This is a genomic window from Gordonia hirsuta DSM 44140 = NBRC 16056 (assembly GCF_000333015.1).
Classification (GTDB): domain Bacteria; phylum Actinomycetota; class Actinomycetes; order Mycobacteriales; family Mycobacteriaceae; genus Gordonia; species Gordonia hirsuta.
This window is the reverse complement of the sequence record NZ_BANT01000038.1, coordinates 1-15,612: the sequence shown is the minus strand read 5'-3', so window position 1 is coordinate 15,612 and position 15,612 is coordinate 1. Positions and strand designations below refer to the sequence as shown.

Annotated in this window: 17 protein-coding genes; 7 read left to right on the top strand and 10 right to left on the bottom strand. The window is 69.3% G+C overall.

Annotated features, from left to right (window positions below):
* Positions 1-57: 57 nt before the first annotated feature.
* From GOHSU_RS12775 to GOHSU_RS12755, 5 genes are all read right to left on the bottom strand, one after another.
* Complete coding sequence (locus tag GOHSU_RS12775) at positions 58-552, bottom strand: DUF4395 domain-containing protein (protein ID WP_035740277.1); 495 nt, start codon at positions 550-552, stop codon at positions 58-60.
* Between the two features lie 140 nt (positions 553-692).
* A complete protein-coding gene (recQ, locus tag GOHSU_RS12770; RefSeq protein WP_428829742.1) occupies positions 693-2,501 on the bottom strand; it encodes a DNA helicase RecQ in 1,809 nt (602 codons plus the stop codon).
* A 14-nt stretch (positions 2,502-2,515) separates the two neighbouring features.
* Entirely contained in the window at positions 2,516-2,746 is a 231-nt protein-coding gene (locus GOHSU_RS12765) for a hypothetical protein (RefSeq protein WP_005942387.1), read from the bottom strand.
* A gap of 138 nt (positions 2,747-2,884) precedes the next feature.
* On the bottom strand, positions 2,885-4,084 hold the full coding sequence (locus GOHSU_RS12760; protein WP_005942384.1) for a fatty acid desaturase family protein: 1,200 nt from the start codon (positions 4,082-4,084) through the stop codon (positions 2,885-2,887).
* Between the two features lie 29 nt (positions 4,085-4,113).
* Positions 4,114-5,190 carry a ferredoxin reductase gene (locus tag GOHSU_RS12755; protein ID WP_005942382.1) on the bottom strand — a complete coding sequence of 359 codons (1,077 nt, stop codon included), beginning with the start codon at positions 5,188-5,190 and terminating at the stop codon, positions 4,114-4,116.
* Between the two features lie 143 nt (positions 5,191-5,333).
* Here GOHSU_RS12755 and GOHSU_RS12750 point away from each other — a divergent pair, with 143 nt between their 5' ends.
* The 4 genes from GOHSU_RS12750 to GOHSU_RS12735 all read left to right on the top strand — a co-directional run bounded on the left by GOHSU_RS12750 (position 5,334) and on the right by GOHSU_RS12735 (position 9,445).
* Positions 5,334-5,951, top strand: coding sequence for a TetR family transcriptional regulator (locus GOHSU_RS12750; RefSeq protein ID WP_005942379.1), 618 nt, complete (start codon positions 5,334-5,336; stop codon positions 5,949-5,951).
* 4 nt (positions 5,952-5,955) lie between these two features.
* On the top strand, positions 5,956-7,404 hold the full coding sequence (locus GOHSU_RS12745; protein ID WP_029760111.1) for a serine/threonine-protein kinase: 1,449 nt from the start codon (positions 5,956-5,958) through the stop codon (positions 7,402-7,404).
* 55 nt (positions 7,405-7,459) lie between these two features.
* The gene (locus GOHSU_RS12740) at positions 7,460-8,416 is read left to right on the top strand and encodes a serine hydrolase (protein ID WP_005942375.1); all 957 of its coding nucleotides are present in this window, start codon (positions 7,460-7,462) and stop codon (positions 8,414-8,416) included.
* 138 nt (positions 8,417-8,554) lie between these two features.
* Positions 8,555-9,445 carry a serine hydrolase gene (locus GOHSU_RS12735; protein WP_024332957.1) on the top strand — a complete coding sequence of 297 codons (891 nt, stop codon included), beginning with the start codon at positions 8,555-8,557 and terminating at the stop codon, positions 9,443-9,445.
* Positions 9,446-9,460: 15 nt separating this feature from the next.
* On the opposite strand, the gene GOHSU_RS12730 is transcribed toward GOHSU_RS12735, so the two are convergent.
* The 4 genes from GOHSU_RS12730 to GOHSU_RS12715 are packed head-to-tail and all read right to left on the bottom strand — an operon-like array spanning position 9,461 to position 13,042.
* On the bottom strand, positions 9,461-10,795 hold the full coding sequence (locus GOHSU_RS12730; RefSeq protein WP_005942371.1) for a dipeptidase: 1,335 nt from the start codon (positions 10,793-10,795) through the stop codon (positions 9,461-9,463).
* A 38-nt stretch (positions 10,796-10,833) separates the two neighbouring features.
* A complete protein-coding gene (locus tag GOHSU_RS12725; RefSeq protein ID WP_005942368.1) occupies positions 10,834-11,589 on the bottom strand; it encodes a pirin family protein in 756 nt (251 codons plus the stop codon).
* Positions 11,586-12,068, bottom strand: coding sequence for a MarR family winged helix-turn-helix transcriptional regulator (locus GOHSU_RS12720; RefSeq protein ID WP_005942366.1), 483 nt, complete (start codon positions 12,066-12,068; stop codon positions 11,586-11,588). Before GOHSU_RS12720 ends, GOHSU_RS12725 begins: the two co-directional genes overlap by 4 nt.
* On the bottom strand, positions 12,065-13,042 hold the full coding sequence (locus GOHSU_RS12715) for a pirin family protein (RefSeq protein ID WP_005942364.1): 978 nt from the start codon (positions 13,040-13,042) through the stop codon (positions 12,065-12,067). Before GOHSU_RS12715 ends, GOHSU_RS12720 begins: the two co-directional genes overlap by 4 nt.
* 136 nt (positions 13,043-13,178) lie before the next feature.
* On the opposite strand from GOHSU_RS12715, the gene GOHSU_RS12710 reads away from it, so the two are divergent.
* From GOHSU_RS12710 to GOHSU_RS12700, 3 genes are read left to right on the top strand one after another with little or no spacing between them, the layout of a single operon-like run.
* Complete coding sequence (locus tag GOHSU_RS12710) at positions 13,179-13,574, top strand: hypothetical protein (RefSeq protein ID WP_005942361.1); 396 nt, start codon at positions 13,179-13,181, stop codon at positions 13,572-13,574.
* A 50-nt stretch (positions 13,575-13,624) separates the two neighbouring features.
* Positions 13,625-14,404 (top strand): aquaporin Z, encoded by a 780-nt coding sequence (aqpZ, locus tag GOHSU_RS12705; protein ID WP_005942358.1) that lies wholly within the window; start codon positions 13,625-13,627, stop codon positions 14,402-14,404.
* The gene (locus GOHSU_RS12700; RefSeq protein ID WP_005942356.1) at positions 14,401-15,225 is read left to right on the top strand and encodes an alpha/beta hydrolase; all 825 of its coding nucleotides are present in this window, start codon (positions 14,401-14,403) and stop codon (positions 15,223-15,225) included. Before aqpZ ends, GOHSU_RS12700 begins: the two co-directional genes overlap by 4 nt.
* A 30-nt stretch (positions 15,226-15,255) precedes the next feature.
* Here the strand turns inward: GOHSU_RS12700 and GOHSU_RS12695 are convergent.
* Positions 15,256-15,612, bottom strand: a 357-nt coding sequence (locus GOHSU_RS12695) for an acyl-CoA dehydrogenase C-terminal domain-containing protein (RefSeq protein ID WP_005942353.1), incomplete at its 5' end; no start/stop codon positions are given.

Here is a 15,612-nt window from a genome sequence, read left to right as displayed (position 1 = left end):
TCCTCTATAGGCGGTCTGACCATATCAAATTGTGAAACATGCCCGTTTCCGTCGGTGTCAGAGGGCGCAATCCACGCAGGTGTCCGGGGACACCACGCCCCAGCGCTGCAGGTACCCGTAGGCCACGCAACCGAGGCAGAATCCGAAGGCGAATTCCAGGAACGCCGCGCCGATCAGGGCGCCCACCACGATCTGTGCGGCGAGCCCGTAGCCCAGCAGCGACAGCACCAGAGCGGTACCGGAGAACGCCAGTCCCACGGCCTGGGCGAAGCGCTTCGGCGGGCCGGCGACGATCTTCTCCCGGCGGACCACCTGCGGCACGATCACGTGCACGGCCAGCCGCCCGAACGGGGAGTAGCGGGGCCCGCCGGCCACCCGCAGGGCGAAGCCGGTCGCCAAGATCGCGTACAGCCACCACTGGTTCACCGCGATCGCCGCGGCGGCGAGCACGATCACCAGCCCGGCGGTGGAGCGGGCGGCGTAGTCGTTGACCGGATCGGGGAAGGCGAAGGCGCGCTGCCAGGCCGATGCCGGTGCGGCCGGAACCGAGATAGTGTTATCGACCTGCGAGAAGACGTTCGTCACCTGTGCCTCCGATTTCGGCGAACGATTTACTGTACGTCCGGTTCCGCCCGGCGACCCACAATTGTGCTCAGCATGATTTGAACCCGCCCGCGCGGGCCGGAAGGGGGTCAGGCGGCGGCGAACTCGGCGATCACCGCGAGCACGTCCGAGCCGTACTTGTCGGCTTTGGCCTGACCGATACCGGAGACGGTGAGCAGTTCGGCTTCGCTGGTGGGCCGCAGCTGGGCCAGTGCCTCGAGGGTCTTGTTGGCGAAGACGGTGTACGCGGGTGCGTCGGCCTCCTTGGCCACCGCGGCGCGCCAGCGGCGCAAGGCCTCGAACAGGGCACCGTCGTCCCCGGACAGTCCGGTGTCGGTGCGCTTGGCGCCGCCGGAGCGGGCCGGACGGGTGCGTTCGGGTTCGGTGCGGAAGGTCACCGGCAGGTCGCCGCGCAGCACCGCCGCCGAGGATCCGGTCAGGGTGAGCACCCCGTACTCGCCGTGCGGGGCCAGATGGCCCTGGGCGATCAGCTGCCGGAAGACGCCCTGCCACTGCTGGGCGGTCAGTTCGGTGCCGATGCCGAAGGTCGACAGACGTTCGTGTCCGTGCTGCTGGGTGCGGTCGTTCGGTTTGCCCAGCAGGATGTCGATGAGGTGACCGGCGCCGTAGCGCTGCCCGCCGTATTCGCGGTCCAGCCGCCAGACGGTGCTCAGCGCCTTCTGGGCGGCGACCGTCCCGTCCCAGGTCTGCGGCGGATTCAGGCAGGTGTCGCAGTTGCCGCACGGGGCGATCTCCTGGCCGAAGTAGCGCAGCAGCTGCTGCCGGCGGCAGGTCGCCGTCTCGCACAGGGCGAGCATCGCATCGAGCAGCCGGCCCTGGGCCATGCGGTGGGCCTGGTCGCCGTCGGACATGTCGATCAGCCGTCGCTGCTGCACCACATCGGCCAGACCGTAGGCCATCCACGCCACCGACGGCAGTCCGTCGCGTCCGGCGCGGCCGGTCTCCTGGTAGTAGCCTTCGACGCTCTTGGGCAGATCCACGTGGGCCACGAAACGCACATCGGGTTTGTCGATCCCCATGCCGAAGGCGATGGTCGCCACCACCACGACGCCGTCCTCGCGCAGGAACCGCCGCAGCGTCGCCTCGCGGACGGCCGGATCCATCCCGGCGTGGTACGGCATGGCGTCGATGCCGTTGTCGGACAAGAACTTCGCGATCTTCTCCACGCTCTTGCGGCTGAGCGCGTAGACGATGCCGGTCAGCGCAACGCCGTCCTCGAAACCCTCGGTGCGGATGAACTCCAGCAGCTGCTGCTGCACCCGGTTCTTCGATTCGATCCGGTAGGTGATGTTGGGCCGGTCGAAGCTGGAGACGAAGTGCCGCGCCCGCTCCAGGTGCAGCCGCTCGGTGATCTCCCGGTGGGTGCGATCGGTGGCGGTGGCCGTCAGCGCGATGCGCGGCACCTCCGGCCACAGCTGCGCGAGTTCGCCCAGGGCCAGATAGTCGGGCCGGAAGTCGTGGCCCCACTGGGAGACGCAGTGCGCCTCGTCGATGGCGATCAGGCTGAGCCTTCCGCGCGAGAGCAGTTCACGGGTGCCGGTGCCGCTGAGGCGTTCGGGGGCGATGTACAGCAGCTCCAGCTCGCCGGAAAGGAAGGCCTCTTCCACCTCGCGGCGTTCGTCGAAGCTCTGGGTGGAGTTCAGGTAGGCCGCACGGACGCCGAGTTGCTGCAGTGCGCCGACCTGGTCGGCCATCAGGGCGATCAGCGGAGAGACGACGATCGCGCAGCCCTCGCGCACCAGGGCCGGGATCTGGTAGCACAGGCTCTTGCCGCCGCCGGTGGGCATCAGGACCACGGCGTCGCCGCCGCCGATCACCTGCTCGACGATCGCGGCCTGGTCACCGCGGAAGTCGTCGTAACCGAAGACGGTGCGCAGGACCTGCTCTGCGGTCAGTGCGCTGCCCCGCCGTCGGTAGAGGTGTCGTCGTCGGATCCGGCGTCCAGTCGGGCCTGTTTGGCGGCCTCGCGCATCTCGAAGCCGTCGCTGATCAGATCGCCGACCTCCCGGGTGACGTCCACGACGGCGGTGGTGATGATCGAGGCGATCGACCCGACGCGGTGCGCGGTGTTCTGCACGGCCTCCTGCAGCATGTCCTTGTTGCGTTCGATCTTGCCCACCACGATGACTCCTTCTGCGTGTCGGTCCCGACGATACCGACCCGGCCCGCCCAGGACTACAGGGCCCGTTCAGGACAAACCAGGGCCCGGCCGGGACGTGACGTCCGCGGCCGGGCCCTGGGGATGATCGTGCGCCTGAGGTCAGGCGATCTTCTGTGAGCGGGTCGCCTTGGCGTCCTCACCGTGCCGCTCGATGTTGAGCACGACGTTGTTGTCGTCGCGGGTCATGAAGTTCGGCAGCGACAGCTTGGCGATCTTCGACCAGGTGGAGCCGAGCTGATGGCGCAGCGAACCGGTGTTGTACGGCAGGTCGTACTTCTCGCACAGCGCCCGGACCTCCTTCGCCATCTCCGGGTACCGGTTGGCCGGCACATCGGGGAACAGGTGGTGTTCGATCTGATGGCTCAGGTTGCCGCTCATGATGTGGAAGAAGTCGCTGCCCTCGATGTTGGCCGAGCCGAGCATCTGGCGCAGGTACCACTCGCCCTTGGTCTCGTTCTCGGCCTCCTCCTTGGTGAAGGTCTGCGCGCCGGTGGGGAAGTGGCCGCAGAAGATGATCGAGTACGCCCAGACGTTGCGGATCAGGTTCGCTCCGGCGTTGCCGATCAGCGTGGTCAGGAAGAACGGACCGGTCAGCGCCGGGTAGATGACGTAGTCCTTGGCGACCTGCTTGGAAGCCTTGTTCCACATCCCCTTGACCAGACCCTTGATGTCGGTCCACTTGCGCTTGCCGGCCAGGACGTTCTCCACCTCCAGGTCGTGCAGCATGACGCCCCACTCGAACAGCAGCATCAGGGCGGTGGCGTAGCCCAGGTTGCCCAGGTAGTAGGGGTTCCACTTCTGGTCGCGGGCCATGCGCAGGATGCCGTAGCCGATATCGCGATCCTCGTCGAGCACGTTGGTGAACGTGTGGTGCAGGTAGTTGTGGCTGTGCTTCCACTGCTCACCGGGCACGACGTTGTCCCAGTCGAACTGGCGCGAGTTGTAGGTGTCCTCGCGCATCCAGTCGTACTGTCCGTGCATCACGTTGTGGCCGATCTCCATGTTGTCCAGGATCTTGGCCGCACCCAAGGCGGCGACCCCGGCCAGCCACACCGGCGGGAGGAACGGGACGTACATCGCCGCGCGGCCGGCGAACTCGAGCTTCCGCTGCGCGCCGATGATGCCGTAGATGTAGTCGCGGTCGGCCTGGCCGAGGGAGTCCACGACGCGGGTGCGGATCGCGTCGAGTTCATTGCCGATCTCTTCGACCTGGGCGGCGGTCAGGTTGACCTCGACCACCTCGGCGTCGCGGCCCCGCTTCGTGGCGGTGGGGAAGTAGTCGGTGATGTTGATGGCCATGTCAGTGCTCCTGAAGGTCTCGGGGTGGGTCAGAGTTCGATGTCGACGTCGCCGACGGGGGCGTTGACGCAGATCTGGATCGGCTGATCGGCCTCGGAATCGAGTTCGCCGGTCAGGATGTTGCGGGTGCAGCCGGACCTGCGCACCGAGGTGCACGAGAAGCAGATACCCATCCGGCACCCGTATTCCGGGCTCAGGCCGGCGGCCTCGGCCTGCTCCAGGATGGTGCGGCCGTCGTTGCTGCTGGACAGGTCCGATTCGGTGTAGGTCACGGTGCCGGTGATGGGCTGGTTCGGGTCGATCACCGGGGAGGTGTCGACGGTGAACGCCTCGCTGTGCAGCCGGTCGCTCAGGCCGCGGTCGGCCATGTCGTCCTTCACCGCAGCCATCAACGACGCCGGGCCGCACAGGAACACCTGTGCACCGTCGGCATCGGCCAGTCCGTCGAGGTGGGCCGGGGTGAAGTGCTCACCGTCGGCACCGCGGGTGTAGCGGAACCGGACGTCGACGTTGTCGACGGAATTCGCCAGTGCGGTGAGTTCCGCCGCATACGGAACGTCCTGCGGATCCCGGGCGTAGTGCACCAGGGTGACGGGTTTGGTGTGTCCCTCAGCCACCAATGTGCGCAGCATTGAGATGACAGGTGTAATGCCGCTGCCGCCGCTGACGAGAACGGTGTGCTCCGGGCGCTGTGCCGGTAGAACGAACTCGCCGGCTGCGGCGCTCAGGCCGACGACATCGCCGACCTGCAGCTGCGAGCGCAGGTGTTTGGAGATGAAGCCGTCGTCGTGTGCGGTGACCGTCAGTTCGATGGTCCCGTCACCGTTTTCGGCGTTGGCCGGGGAGAAGAACCGGCGATGACGGACGCCGTCGACAACGGCGCTGACCTCGATATACTGGCCTGCGGTATGTCCTTTCCACTGGCGGGTGGGTGTCAGGGTCAGGGTCACGGTCCGGTCGGTCTGCAGTTCGCGCCGGAGCACCTTGGCGCGGGTCTCGCGCCAGGTGAGCATCGGGTTGACGAACTCGAGGTAGCGGTCGACGGGGTAGGGGGTCGCGGTCGCCTCGACCAGATTCTCAAGGAGGCCTGCGAGTCGGCGTGCCATGGTGTGTCTCCTTCGGACTGAACGTTCCGGCGGGGCTGTCGCCGTATTGAGTGAACGTGTGTACACCAAGAACAATGACACATGGCGAAACGGCGATGCAAGGGCGCGGGGCTGTGTTGACGGTCACCGCCTAGACTGGTGCGGTGGCTGGATCACGAGCGGAGAAGAAGGAGCAGACCCGGCAGGCTCTGCTCGACCGCACCATCGAATTGGTGCACGACCGTTCATTCGGCAGTCTGTCGCTGCGCGAGGTCGCCCGCGGTGCGGGCATCGTGCCCACCGCCTTCTACCGGCACTTCGCCTCGATGGAGGATCTGGGCATCACGCTGGTCGAGGACTCCATGCGGGTGCTGCGGCGTGCCCTGCGGGAGGGGCGGCGGGATCTGGCCAAGAGCGGGATGCCGATCGCGCGCGAATCGCTGGCGATCCTGCAGCGTCATGTGCACGCCGAGCGGGCCAAATTCCAGTTCTTGGTCCGGGAGCAGCACGGCGGTGTCGCCGAGGTGCGCCGGGCCATCGACACCGAGCTGCGGCTGTTCTCCCGCGAACTGGCGATCGACCTGGCCCGGGTGCCGGCGCTGGCGCAGTGGGAGGCCGACGATCTGGAGGTCGCCGCCGACCTGATCGTCTCTATCATGATGACCACCGTCGCGGATCTGCTCGACGGGGACGGCCGGCCGGCCACCGAGGACGCATTGATACGGCGTGCCGAGAAGCAGTTGGTGATGGTGCTGCTCGGCATGGGGGAGTGGAGGACGTGACGTGATGCACGACAGGGTGGGTACCCAGTTCGGTCCCTACCGCCTGGACGGCCTGATCGGCCGCGGCGGGATGGGCGAGGTCTATCGGGCCTACGACACGGTGCGCGACCGGAACGTGGCACTGAAACTCCTGGGCGGGTCCGGGGTGGACGACGGGACCTTCGCCGAACGCTTCCGCCGCGAATGCCAGCTGGTGGCCCGGCTGGGTGAGCCGCACATCATCCCGATCCATGACTTCGGGGAGATCGACGGCACGCTGTACCTGGACATGCGGCTGGTCGAGGGGGAGAACCTGCGCCAGGTGCTGGTGCGCGAGGGCACACTGGCGCCCGAACAGGCCGTCGACATCGTCGAACAGGTGGGTGCGGCACTGGACGCCGCCCATGAGGCCGGAGTGGTCCACCGTGACGTCAAGCCGGAGAACGTGCTGGTGACGCCGACCGGGTTCGCCTATCTGGTGGACTTCGGTATCGCTCACGACGGCACCGATTCGGGGCTGACCAAGACCGGTACGGCCATCGGTTCGACGGCTTATCTGGCCCCCGAACAACTCGACGGCGCCCCCGTCTCCTCGGCCTCGGACGTCTACTCGCTCTCGGCGGTCCTGTTCGAGCTGCTCACCGGCCGGCCGCCGTTCCAGGGCGAGACCGTCAGTGCGGTGATCAAGGCGACGGTGCTCAATCAGGTCCCCGACGTGACGGCGCTCAATCCGGCGCTGCCGCCGACGCTGAATCCGGTGCTCGCGCGCGGGCTCGCCAAGGATCCGGCGCACCGGTTCGCCACGGCGCGGGAACTCGGGGTCGTCGCGCGGCAGGCCCTCAGCGCCGAGGCCCCGACCTCTTTCACCGCGGTGCCGCCCGCGGCGCCCGGGCCGACCCAGGCCTTCGCCGATCAGACGATGATCGCTCCCTCCGGGCCCCAGTACTACTCCGGTCCCCAGCAGTACTCGGGTCCCCAGCAGTACTCGGGACCCCAGTACTACACCGGTCCGCAGCAGTACACCGCACCGCAGTACGCCCCGGAGAAGTCCGGGTCGGCGCTGACGGTGCTGCTGGCTGGTCTGATCGGGCTGCTGGTCGCCGCGCTGATCGGTCTGGGGGTCTACTACCTGGCTTTCAACAACAGCGACGGGGATGGTGCCGCGGCACCATCGACCACGACGATGACCAGCGTCGTACCGCGGTCACCGGCCGAGCAGCCGCAGGCCGCAGGTCCGCCGGCCGGGGCCGCGGTCTGTGCGGACGGGGTCGCGGTGGGCACCTCGGTCACCACCTGCCCGTTCGCGATCGAGGTGCGTCGTGTCTATCTGAACTCCGGGGCGATGGGCGAGGCCCGGGGGATCGTCGCGCGCAGCCCGGTCACCGGCGGCAGCTACGCGATGTCGTGCTCGCCGTCGGGGTCGGGAGTGGTCACCTGCCGTGGCGGCGACAACGCTGTGGTCCACATCTACTAGCCGCCGAAGGGTCGGTCGGTCTCGTTCCGGCCCGATCGATGAGGAGTCGAATCTGATGATGCGTACGCATCGACATGCCCTGCGCACCGGGGCCGCAGCTTTGATCGCGGCGGCACTGGGTGCCGGAGCCCTCGGTTGCGGCAGCGGTGACACCGCTGCCCCGATGGTCACCGAGGTCGTGACAGTGACCTCCGGGGCGCCGTCCGAACAGGCCTCGGCGCCGTCGTCGGGGTCGGCGAAACCGTCCGCCCCGGCCGGCTCCGGCGGCGCCCCCGCCCCGGCCGGAAGCAGGGGCAACGCCGCCAAACTGACGGCGGCCTTCGAGACGCTGAGGCCGACGTTGTCCCAGCCCGTCGGAATCTCGATCGCCCCCGTCGGCGGCGGTGCGGTGATCAGTCTGGGCGATCAGGCGCCCCGGGTGGCGTGGTCGACCATCAAGGTGCCGCTGGCGCTGGCCGCCGAACGCCAGAACGGCGTCTCCGGTGCCGAGACCGGCGCCATCGTCAGCTCCGACAACGCGGCGGCCGAACAGCTGTGGTCCTCGCTGGGCAGTCCGGAAAACGCTGCCGCGGCCGTCGAGGCGGTGCTGCGTGAGGGCGGCGATAAGAACACCACGGTGCCCTCCGAGAGGCTCCGCCCCGAGTTTTCGATCTTCGGTCAGACCCAGTGGTCGCTCAACGACGCCGCCGTCTTCACCGCTCACCTGCCCTGCTTGCCCGGCGCCGGCCACGTGGTCGAGCTGATGGGGCAGGTGGCCGCCAACCAGCAGTGGGGTCTCGAGGTGATCGAGAACCGGGCGACCGCGGTCAAGGGTGGCTGGGGCCCAGCCAGCGACGGCAGCTATCTGGTGCGCCAGATCGGGCTGCTAACGCGCAAAGACGGATCGCAGACCGCATTCGCGCTGTCGACCTTCGCTGCCGGGTCGACTCTGGACACCGGCATCGCGGCGCTGAACCAGGCCGGCCGGTGGATCGGCACGCAACTGGCGGCCCTGCCCGCCGGTAGTTGCTGAGCCGGACGGGCGGCGACCGGCGGCGTCGTCGATAACGCCCCGGCCACGACCGCGTCTCGGGATGTCGTCGCCGCTTGGCGGGCCGGCGACCCAGCCCTACTGTTACTGATGTTGCTCAAGTGAACTGTAGGGGCGGGTGTGTCGTTGGTGCGACGGTTTCTCATCGGGATGGGCAGTGCTGTCGTTGTCACTACCGCGGTGCTCGCCGGCAGCGGCACGGCGCAGGCCTTCCCGCTGCCCGGCGGTGAATTCCTGCCGAACGGCAGCCTGGGAGCCCCCGTCGTCCCGAAGGCCGAACTGGACAAGAGCTTCCGGGCGCTGACCAAGGCGATGGCCAAGAACCTGCCCGGCCGGGTCGGCGTGGCGATCACCCCCGTCAACGGCGATACGCCGACCTCGTTCGGGTCGCTGAAGACCGCGCGCGCCTGGTCGACGCTGAAGGTGCCGGTGGCCATCGCCGCCCAGCGCAAACTCGGCCCGGCGGTGTTGGCCGAAGAGACCAAGTCGATCGAACTGTCCGACAACGAGGCCGCCGAAGCGCTGTGGGGCGCACTCGGCGGCGGAGCGGCGTCGGTGGATGCGGTCACCGCGGTCCTGCGTGAGGGCCACGATGTGCGCACGCGGGTCGACTCCGAGCTGACCGACAGCTACCCGGGCCTGACCCGGTGGGATCTGACCGATCAGTCGATCTTCGCCGCGCATCTGCCCTGTCTGCCCGGCACCGGCGAGGTGATCGGGCACATGCGCAATGTCGGCCCCAATCAGCAGTGGGGTGTGGCCCGCCCCAAGGGTAAAGGGGTCAGCGCCGCGGTCAAGGGCGGCTGGGGTCCGGCGACCGGGACCGGCGGCAAGAACGTCGTGCGCCAGCTCGCGGTGGTCTGGACTCCCGCCGGGGCGTACGGGGTCAGCCTGGCCGCACTGCCGGCCAGCGGCTCGCTGACCGACGGCAACGCGATGGTCACCCGGGTGGGGCAGTGGCTGCTGCGCAACATCGGCAAGTTCCCCGCCGGCCGCTGCCCGGGGCTGTGACGGCGGCCCGTCCGATCAGTAGCTGCTGAGCAGGATCGCCTCGGTCAGTGCGGTGCGCCGCAACTCCTGCGGGTCGACGCTCTCGTTCGGTGCATGAATGGCGCACCGGGGTTCCTCCACGCCCAGCAGGGCGATCTCCGCGTCCGGTACCGCCTCGGACAGTACGGTGCACAGGGGAATCGAGCCGCCCTGACCCGAATGCACCACCTGGGCGCCGTCGTAGGCCTGGGACATCGCGGCGGTCAGCACCGCATAACCGGGTCCGTCGGTGGCCGCGGCGAACGGGGCGCCGGCGGCATCGGAGCTCACGTCCATCTCGCAGTTCCAGGGCAGCCGGGCGCGCAGGTGCTCGGTCAGAGCCCGGTAGGCCTGAGCCGGATCGATGCCCGGTGGGATCCGCAGGTTCAGCAGCGCCGCGGCGGACGGGATGATCGCCGCGGCGCACTCGTCGATGCGCGGTGCATCCACCCCGATCACGGTGACGGCCGGGCGGGCCCAGCACATGTCGGCGGGACTTCCCGACCCGAGTAGATCCACGCCCGGCAGCACCCCGGCATCGCGGCGGAAGCGCTCGGCCGGGTACGGCGCGCCGGTCCAGGTCTGATCGGCGGTCAATCCGTCGATCACGGTGTCCCCGTGCGCATTGCGCAGGGTCGACAGCGCCGCGATGAGAGCGGCCATCGCATCGGGGGCGGCCCCGCCGAACTGGCCCGAATGCACCGCCCCGGCCAGGGCCCGCACCTGCACCCGAACGTTGACCACCCCGCGCAGACTCGTGGTCAGGGTCGGCACCCCCACGGCGATGTTCCCGGTGTCGCCGATCAGGATCAGATCCGCATCGAACAGCTCGGGCCGCCGGCGCACCAGATCCTCCAGTCCTTCGCCGCCGGCCTCCTCGGACCCCTCGACGACGATGCGGACGCCGCACGAGGCCTCGTCCCCGACGGCCCGCAGGGCGGTCAGGTGGGCGACGAGGTTGCCCTTGCAGTCGGCCGCACCGCGGCCGTACCAGCGTCCGTCGCGTTCGGTCAGCGTGAACGGCGGGCTCTCCCAGAGGGATTCGTCGCCGGCCGGCTGCACGTCGTGGTGGCTGTAGAGCGCTACGGTGCGGCTGCCCGCGGGCCCCGGCCGGAACCCGACGATCGCCTGGGAGCCGTCGCAGGTGTCGATCACCTCGCAGTCGAAGCCGAGTTCGGTGAACTTGGCGGCCACCCAGGCGGCCGAGGCGGTGTTGTCGGTGCCGTCCGCCCCATGCACGGAGGCGAAGGCCACCGATTCGGCCAGATCGTTGCGGGCGGCGGCCATCTGCGCCTGGACGCGGTCGGCCAGCGTGCGTGCTGGAGTGCTCATGACCTCCACGCTAGCCGCGGCGGGCTCGACGCCGGACGCTAGAGGCCGAAGGAGGCGTGCATCTCCCAGTAGAGCACCTCGGCGCCGGGCTCGGCGGCGGTCACCGTCAGCTCACCGGCGTCGATGGTGCGCAGCGCATCGCCGTCGTACAGGGTGCCGATCCCCTCGACCTCGACGGGACCGCCGACGACGAACAGGTGCCCGAACGGGGCGTCCGGCAGCCGCACCGGCCGGCCCGGCTGCGGGCGGGCCACATGCAGGGCGGCGAACCGGTTGGCGATCACGAGGGCAGCACTGCCCTGGTGCCGGGCGAGCCCGGAGGCCACGACCACCGGGCCGCCCGGCGCCAGAGCGGCGGTGAAGTCGCGGTCGGCGTGATCGGGTGGCAGTCCATCGGTGTCGGGGGCCACCCACATCTGCACCACGCGGACCCGGCGGCCTTCGCTGCGGGTGGCGGCATTGCCTTCCGAATGCGTGATGCCGCGGCCGGCGCGCATGTACCCCAGAGTGCCCGGGTGCAGCACCTCGCGGTGTCCGCGCGAATCCTTGTGCGCCACCGCACCCTCGACCACCCAGGTCAGGATCTCGGTGTTGCGGTGCTGGTGGGCGTCCAGTCCCTCGCCGGCGGCGACGACATCGTCGTTGCTGACCAGCAGCACCCCGTGGGCGTTGCCGAACAGGTCGTAGTTCCCGGTGGCCGGGAAGCTCTGCCGGGAGTCCAGCCACTCGTTGGCCCAATGATGGCGGTCGGCGGCCCGGATCAACCGGGTGGCCGTGGTCGCGGGGCGGGTCATGGTCGTTCCTTGTCGTCGAGGCGGTGGTCGATCTTGGTCATGATCGCCGCCAGGGTCCGGCCGTCCTCGGGGGTCAGGACGTCGTAGAAGATCTGCTGCACCAGGTCGAAGTGGCCGCGCCCGGCGGCGGCGAAGGCGGCGTGACCGGCATCGGTGAGGATGGCGTAGCTGCCGCGCCGGTCGGACGGGACCGGTTCGCGGCGCAGCCAGCCGCGCCGGCACAGCACGTCCACCTGGTAGGTCAGCCGGGAGGCGGAGAAGACCATGCGGGCGGCCAGGTCCTTCATCCGCAGCCGCTGCTCGGGTGCCTCGTGCAACAGGAGCATCACGTGATAGTCCGACAGCGACATCTGCGCGTCGGTGCGCAGTTGATCGTCGAGCGCGCCGGCGACCCGGGTGCTGGTCTCGATGAACAGCCGCCAGGCCGCCTCGCGCTCGTCGTTCGCCACCGTCGGTGCGGCGGGCCGGGCCTGCGTCATCGCCGGGCCACGTGCGGCATCAGCGCGTCGTCGGGGATCACGCCCAGGCGTCCGGCCTGGAAGTCCTCGATCGCCTGGGCCAGCTCCTGACGGGTGTTCATCACGAACGGACCGTACTGAGCCACCGGCTCGCGCAGGGGTGCACCGCCCAGCAGCAGCACCTCCATCGCCGGCCGGTGCGCCTCCTGGCCGTGGGCGTCGGCGGACACGGTGATCCGGTCGCCGGCGCCCAGAACGGCCAGCTGCCCACCGGTGATCGGCCGCTGCTCGGGGCCGACGGTGCCGTTCCCGGACAGGACGTAGACCAGCGCGTTGAAGTCGGTGCGCCACGGGACCGACAGCTGGGCGCCCGGGGCGATGGTCGCATGGGCGAAGGTGATCGGGGTGTGCGTCGATCCCGGACCGGCATGGCCGTCGATCTCGCCGGCCACCACGCGCACCAGGGCGCCGCCGTCGGTGGAGGCGACCAGGGCGGTCTGGCCGCCCTCGAGGTTCTGGTACTGGGGTGGCAGGAACTTGTCCTTGGCCGGCAGGTTGACCCACAGCTGGATGCCGTGGAAGGTGCCACCGGACTCGACCAGCTCGGCCGGCGGGGTCTCGATGTGCAGGATCCCGGCGCCGGCGGTCATCCACTGGGTGGCGCCGTCGGCGATCAGGCCGCCGCCTCCGGTGGAGTCCTGGTGCGCGAACAGGCCGTCGATCATGTAGGTGACGGTCTCGAAGCCGCGGTGGGGATGCCAGGACGTGCCCTTGGGTTCGCCCGGTTCGTACTCCACCTCGCCCATCTGGTCCATGTGGATGAAGGGGTCCAGGGCGGCGGCCGGCACCCCGGCGAAGGCGCGCACGACGGGGAAGCCCTCGCCCTCGTAGCCGCGCGGGCCGGTGGTCAGCGAGGTGACGGTGCGTTCGGTGTCGGTGGCAGCGGCGGGTGACAGCCGGGGCAGGGTCAGCGTGTCTGCGGTGATGGCGGGCATGGCGTTCTCCTTTGCACTCCCGAACCCGGGATTGTTCAGATTTGAAGTATCTCATCCGGTGTAACGCAGCGCAATCGAGACCTATTCCCAGGGCCGTTCGCGCCCGGAAAGGCCGGTACCGGTCATAATCAGGTGTATGGCGATCAATCCCATGAATGACCGGACCGGCCGGGAACGGCAGCGACTGCGCAAACTGGCGCAGGCAGCGATGAATGCGGACCAGACCGTCGGCCAGGTCGAGGGGATCCTCGGCGATATGGGGCCGGTGCTGGGCGCGCTGTCGGATTCGCTCGGCGATCTGGACGGGGCCATCGGGAACTTCGAGGACACGCTGGTGCGGCTCAACGGCTCGCTGGACAACGTCGATGTCACCATCGAGCGGATGTCGGGGGTGGTGACCAGACTCGAGCGCGTCGTCGGCCAGCTGGAGGTCATCGTGTCGCTGGGGGAGACCCTGCTGCGGCCGATCGGTGCGCTCGAATCCGCCGGACGCGGCGTGGCCGGTCTCATCGGGTTCGGGGACAAGCGCTGATCCTGGCCATAGGATCACAATGCTCGTTCACGACCACATGAGGAGATTCGGTGAGGACTGATTCCATCGCGGCCAAATGGCTTGCGGAGCTGTTCGGCACGTTCTGGCTGGTGTTCGGCGGTTGCGGCAGCGCCGTATTCGCCGCCAAGGTTCTGGTCGACGGCGACGGTGTCGTCGGCAGCTTCAACATCGGTATCGGCTTCGTCGGGGTGGCGCTGGCCTTCGGTCTGACGGTGCTGACCATGATCTATGCGGTGGGCTGGATCTCCGGCGGGCACTTCAACCCGGCGGTGACCATCGGGGCGGCCGCCAGCGGGCGGTTCCCGTGGAAAGATGTGCCCGGCTACTGGATCTCGCAGGTGATCGGCGGTCTGCTGGCCGGTCTGGCGATCTACGTCATCGCCAGTGGTCAGCCCGGCTGGGAGGCCACCGGCAATATGGCGGCCAACGGCTACGGTGACAACTCGCCGGGCCTGTACAGCATGGCCGCGGTCGCCCTGGCCGAGGTGATCTTGACCGCGTTCTTCGTGATCATCATCCTGGGTGCCACGCACGGCCGGGCCCCGGTCGGCTTCGCCGGTCTGGCCATCGGTCTGGCCCTGACGCTGATCCACCTGATCTCCATCCCGATCTCCAACACCTCGGTGAACCCGGCCCGCTCGACCGGCGTGGCCTTCTTCAACGGCGCCGGAGCACCCGGGCAGCTGTGGCTGTTCTGGCTGGCGCCCCTGGTCGGCGGCCTGATCGGCGGCGTCCTGTTCCCGCTGCTGTGGGAGAAGACCCCGTTCGCGCGGCCGGACATCATCGGCGAAGCCGAGCCGGTGCAGTGAGCGGCGCATCGCAACGATCCCTGCGCGGTGCACGCGGCCGCACGATCGTCTACGACGTCTATCAACCCGACGGCGACGCCGTGGCGGTGGTGGCGCTGGTCCACGGACTCGGCGAGCACGCAGGCCGGTACACCCACGTCATCGACCGGCTGACCGCGGACGGCTACGTGGTGATCGCCCCCGATCACGCCGGACACGGCCGCTCCGACGGCAGACTGCCCAGCGTGCACGAACTCGGCGATCTGGTGGTGGACCTGCACCGGGTGATCGGCAGTGTCGAACGCGCCGGGCTGCCGCTGTACATGATCGGGCACAGCATGGGCGGGGCGGTGGCGCTGACCTATGCACTGGACTACCCGGACGAGCTGACCGGCCTGATCCTGTCCGGTCCGGCGGTGATGCCCGGCGACGATCTGTCACCGCTGATGATCAAGCTGGCGCCGGTGCTGGGCCGGCTGGCACCGTGGCTGCCGGGGGCGGACCTGCCGGTCTCGGCGGTCAGTCGCGACCCGGCGGTCGTGGCGGCCTACGAGGCCGACCCGTTGATCTGGCACGGGAAGATCCCGGCCGGTCTGGGCGGCTCGATGCTCGCGGCGATGGCGACCTTCCCGCAGCGGCTGCCGAGTCTGCGGGTGCCGACCCTGGTGTTGCACGGCGGCAGTGACGCCCTGACCAATCCCGAGGGCACCCGCCTGGTGGGGCGGCTCGGCGGCGGTGAGGTGACCACCAAGATCTATCCCGGGCTGTATCACGAGATCTTCAACGAACCCGAGCGCGACGAGGTGCTCGACGATGTGATGGCCTGGCTGGCCGACCACTAGAGCCGGCCGACCACTAGAGCCGGTCGGCCACTAGAACCAGTCGGGTTCGGCGTCCAGGGCCGTACGATCGCCCGCGCCGACCAGCGCCAACTGCGGCCCGGTCTTGGGCAGTTCGTAGCCGAAGAAGTACCGGGCCGCGGCGCGCTTGCCGTCGTAGAACGCGCCCTGGCGATCGCCCACGGCCAGCAGCTGCTCCAGCCACATCCACGCCACGACGATGTGCCCGGCCCCCTCCAGGTACGCCGTGGCATTGGCCAGTGCCTGCGCCGGATCGCCGTCGGCCCAGGCCGCGGCGGTGACCTGGACCAGCTGCTCGAGGGCGGCGCTCAACTGCGCGGCGTAGGCGGCGGCGTCCCCACCGGCGGCGCGCCCGCGGCGGGCGGTGTC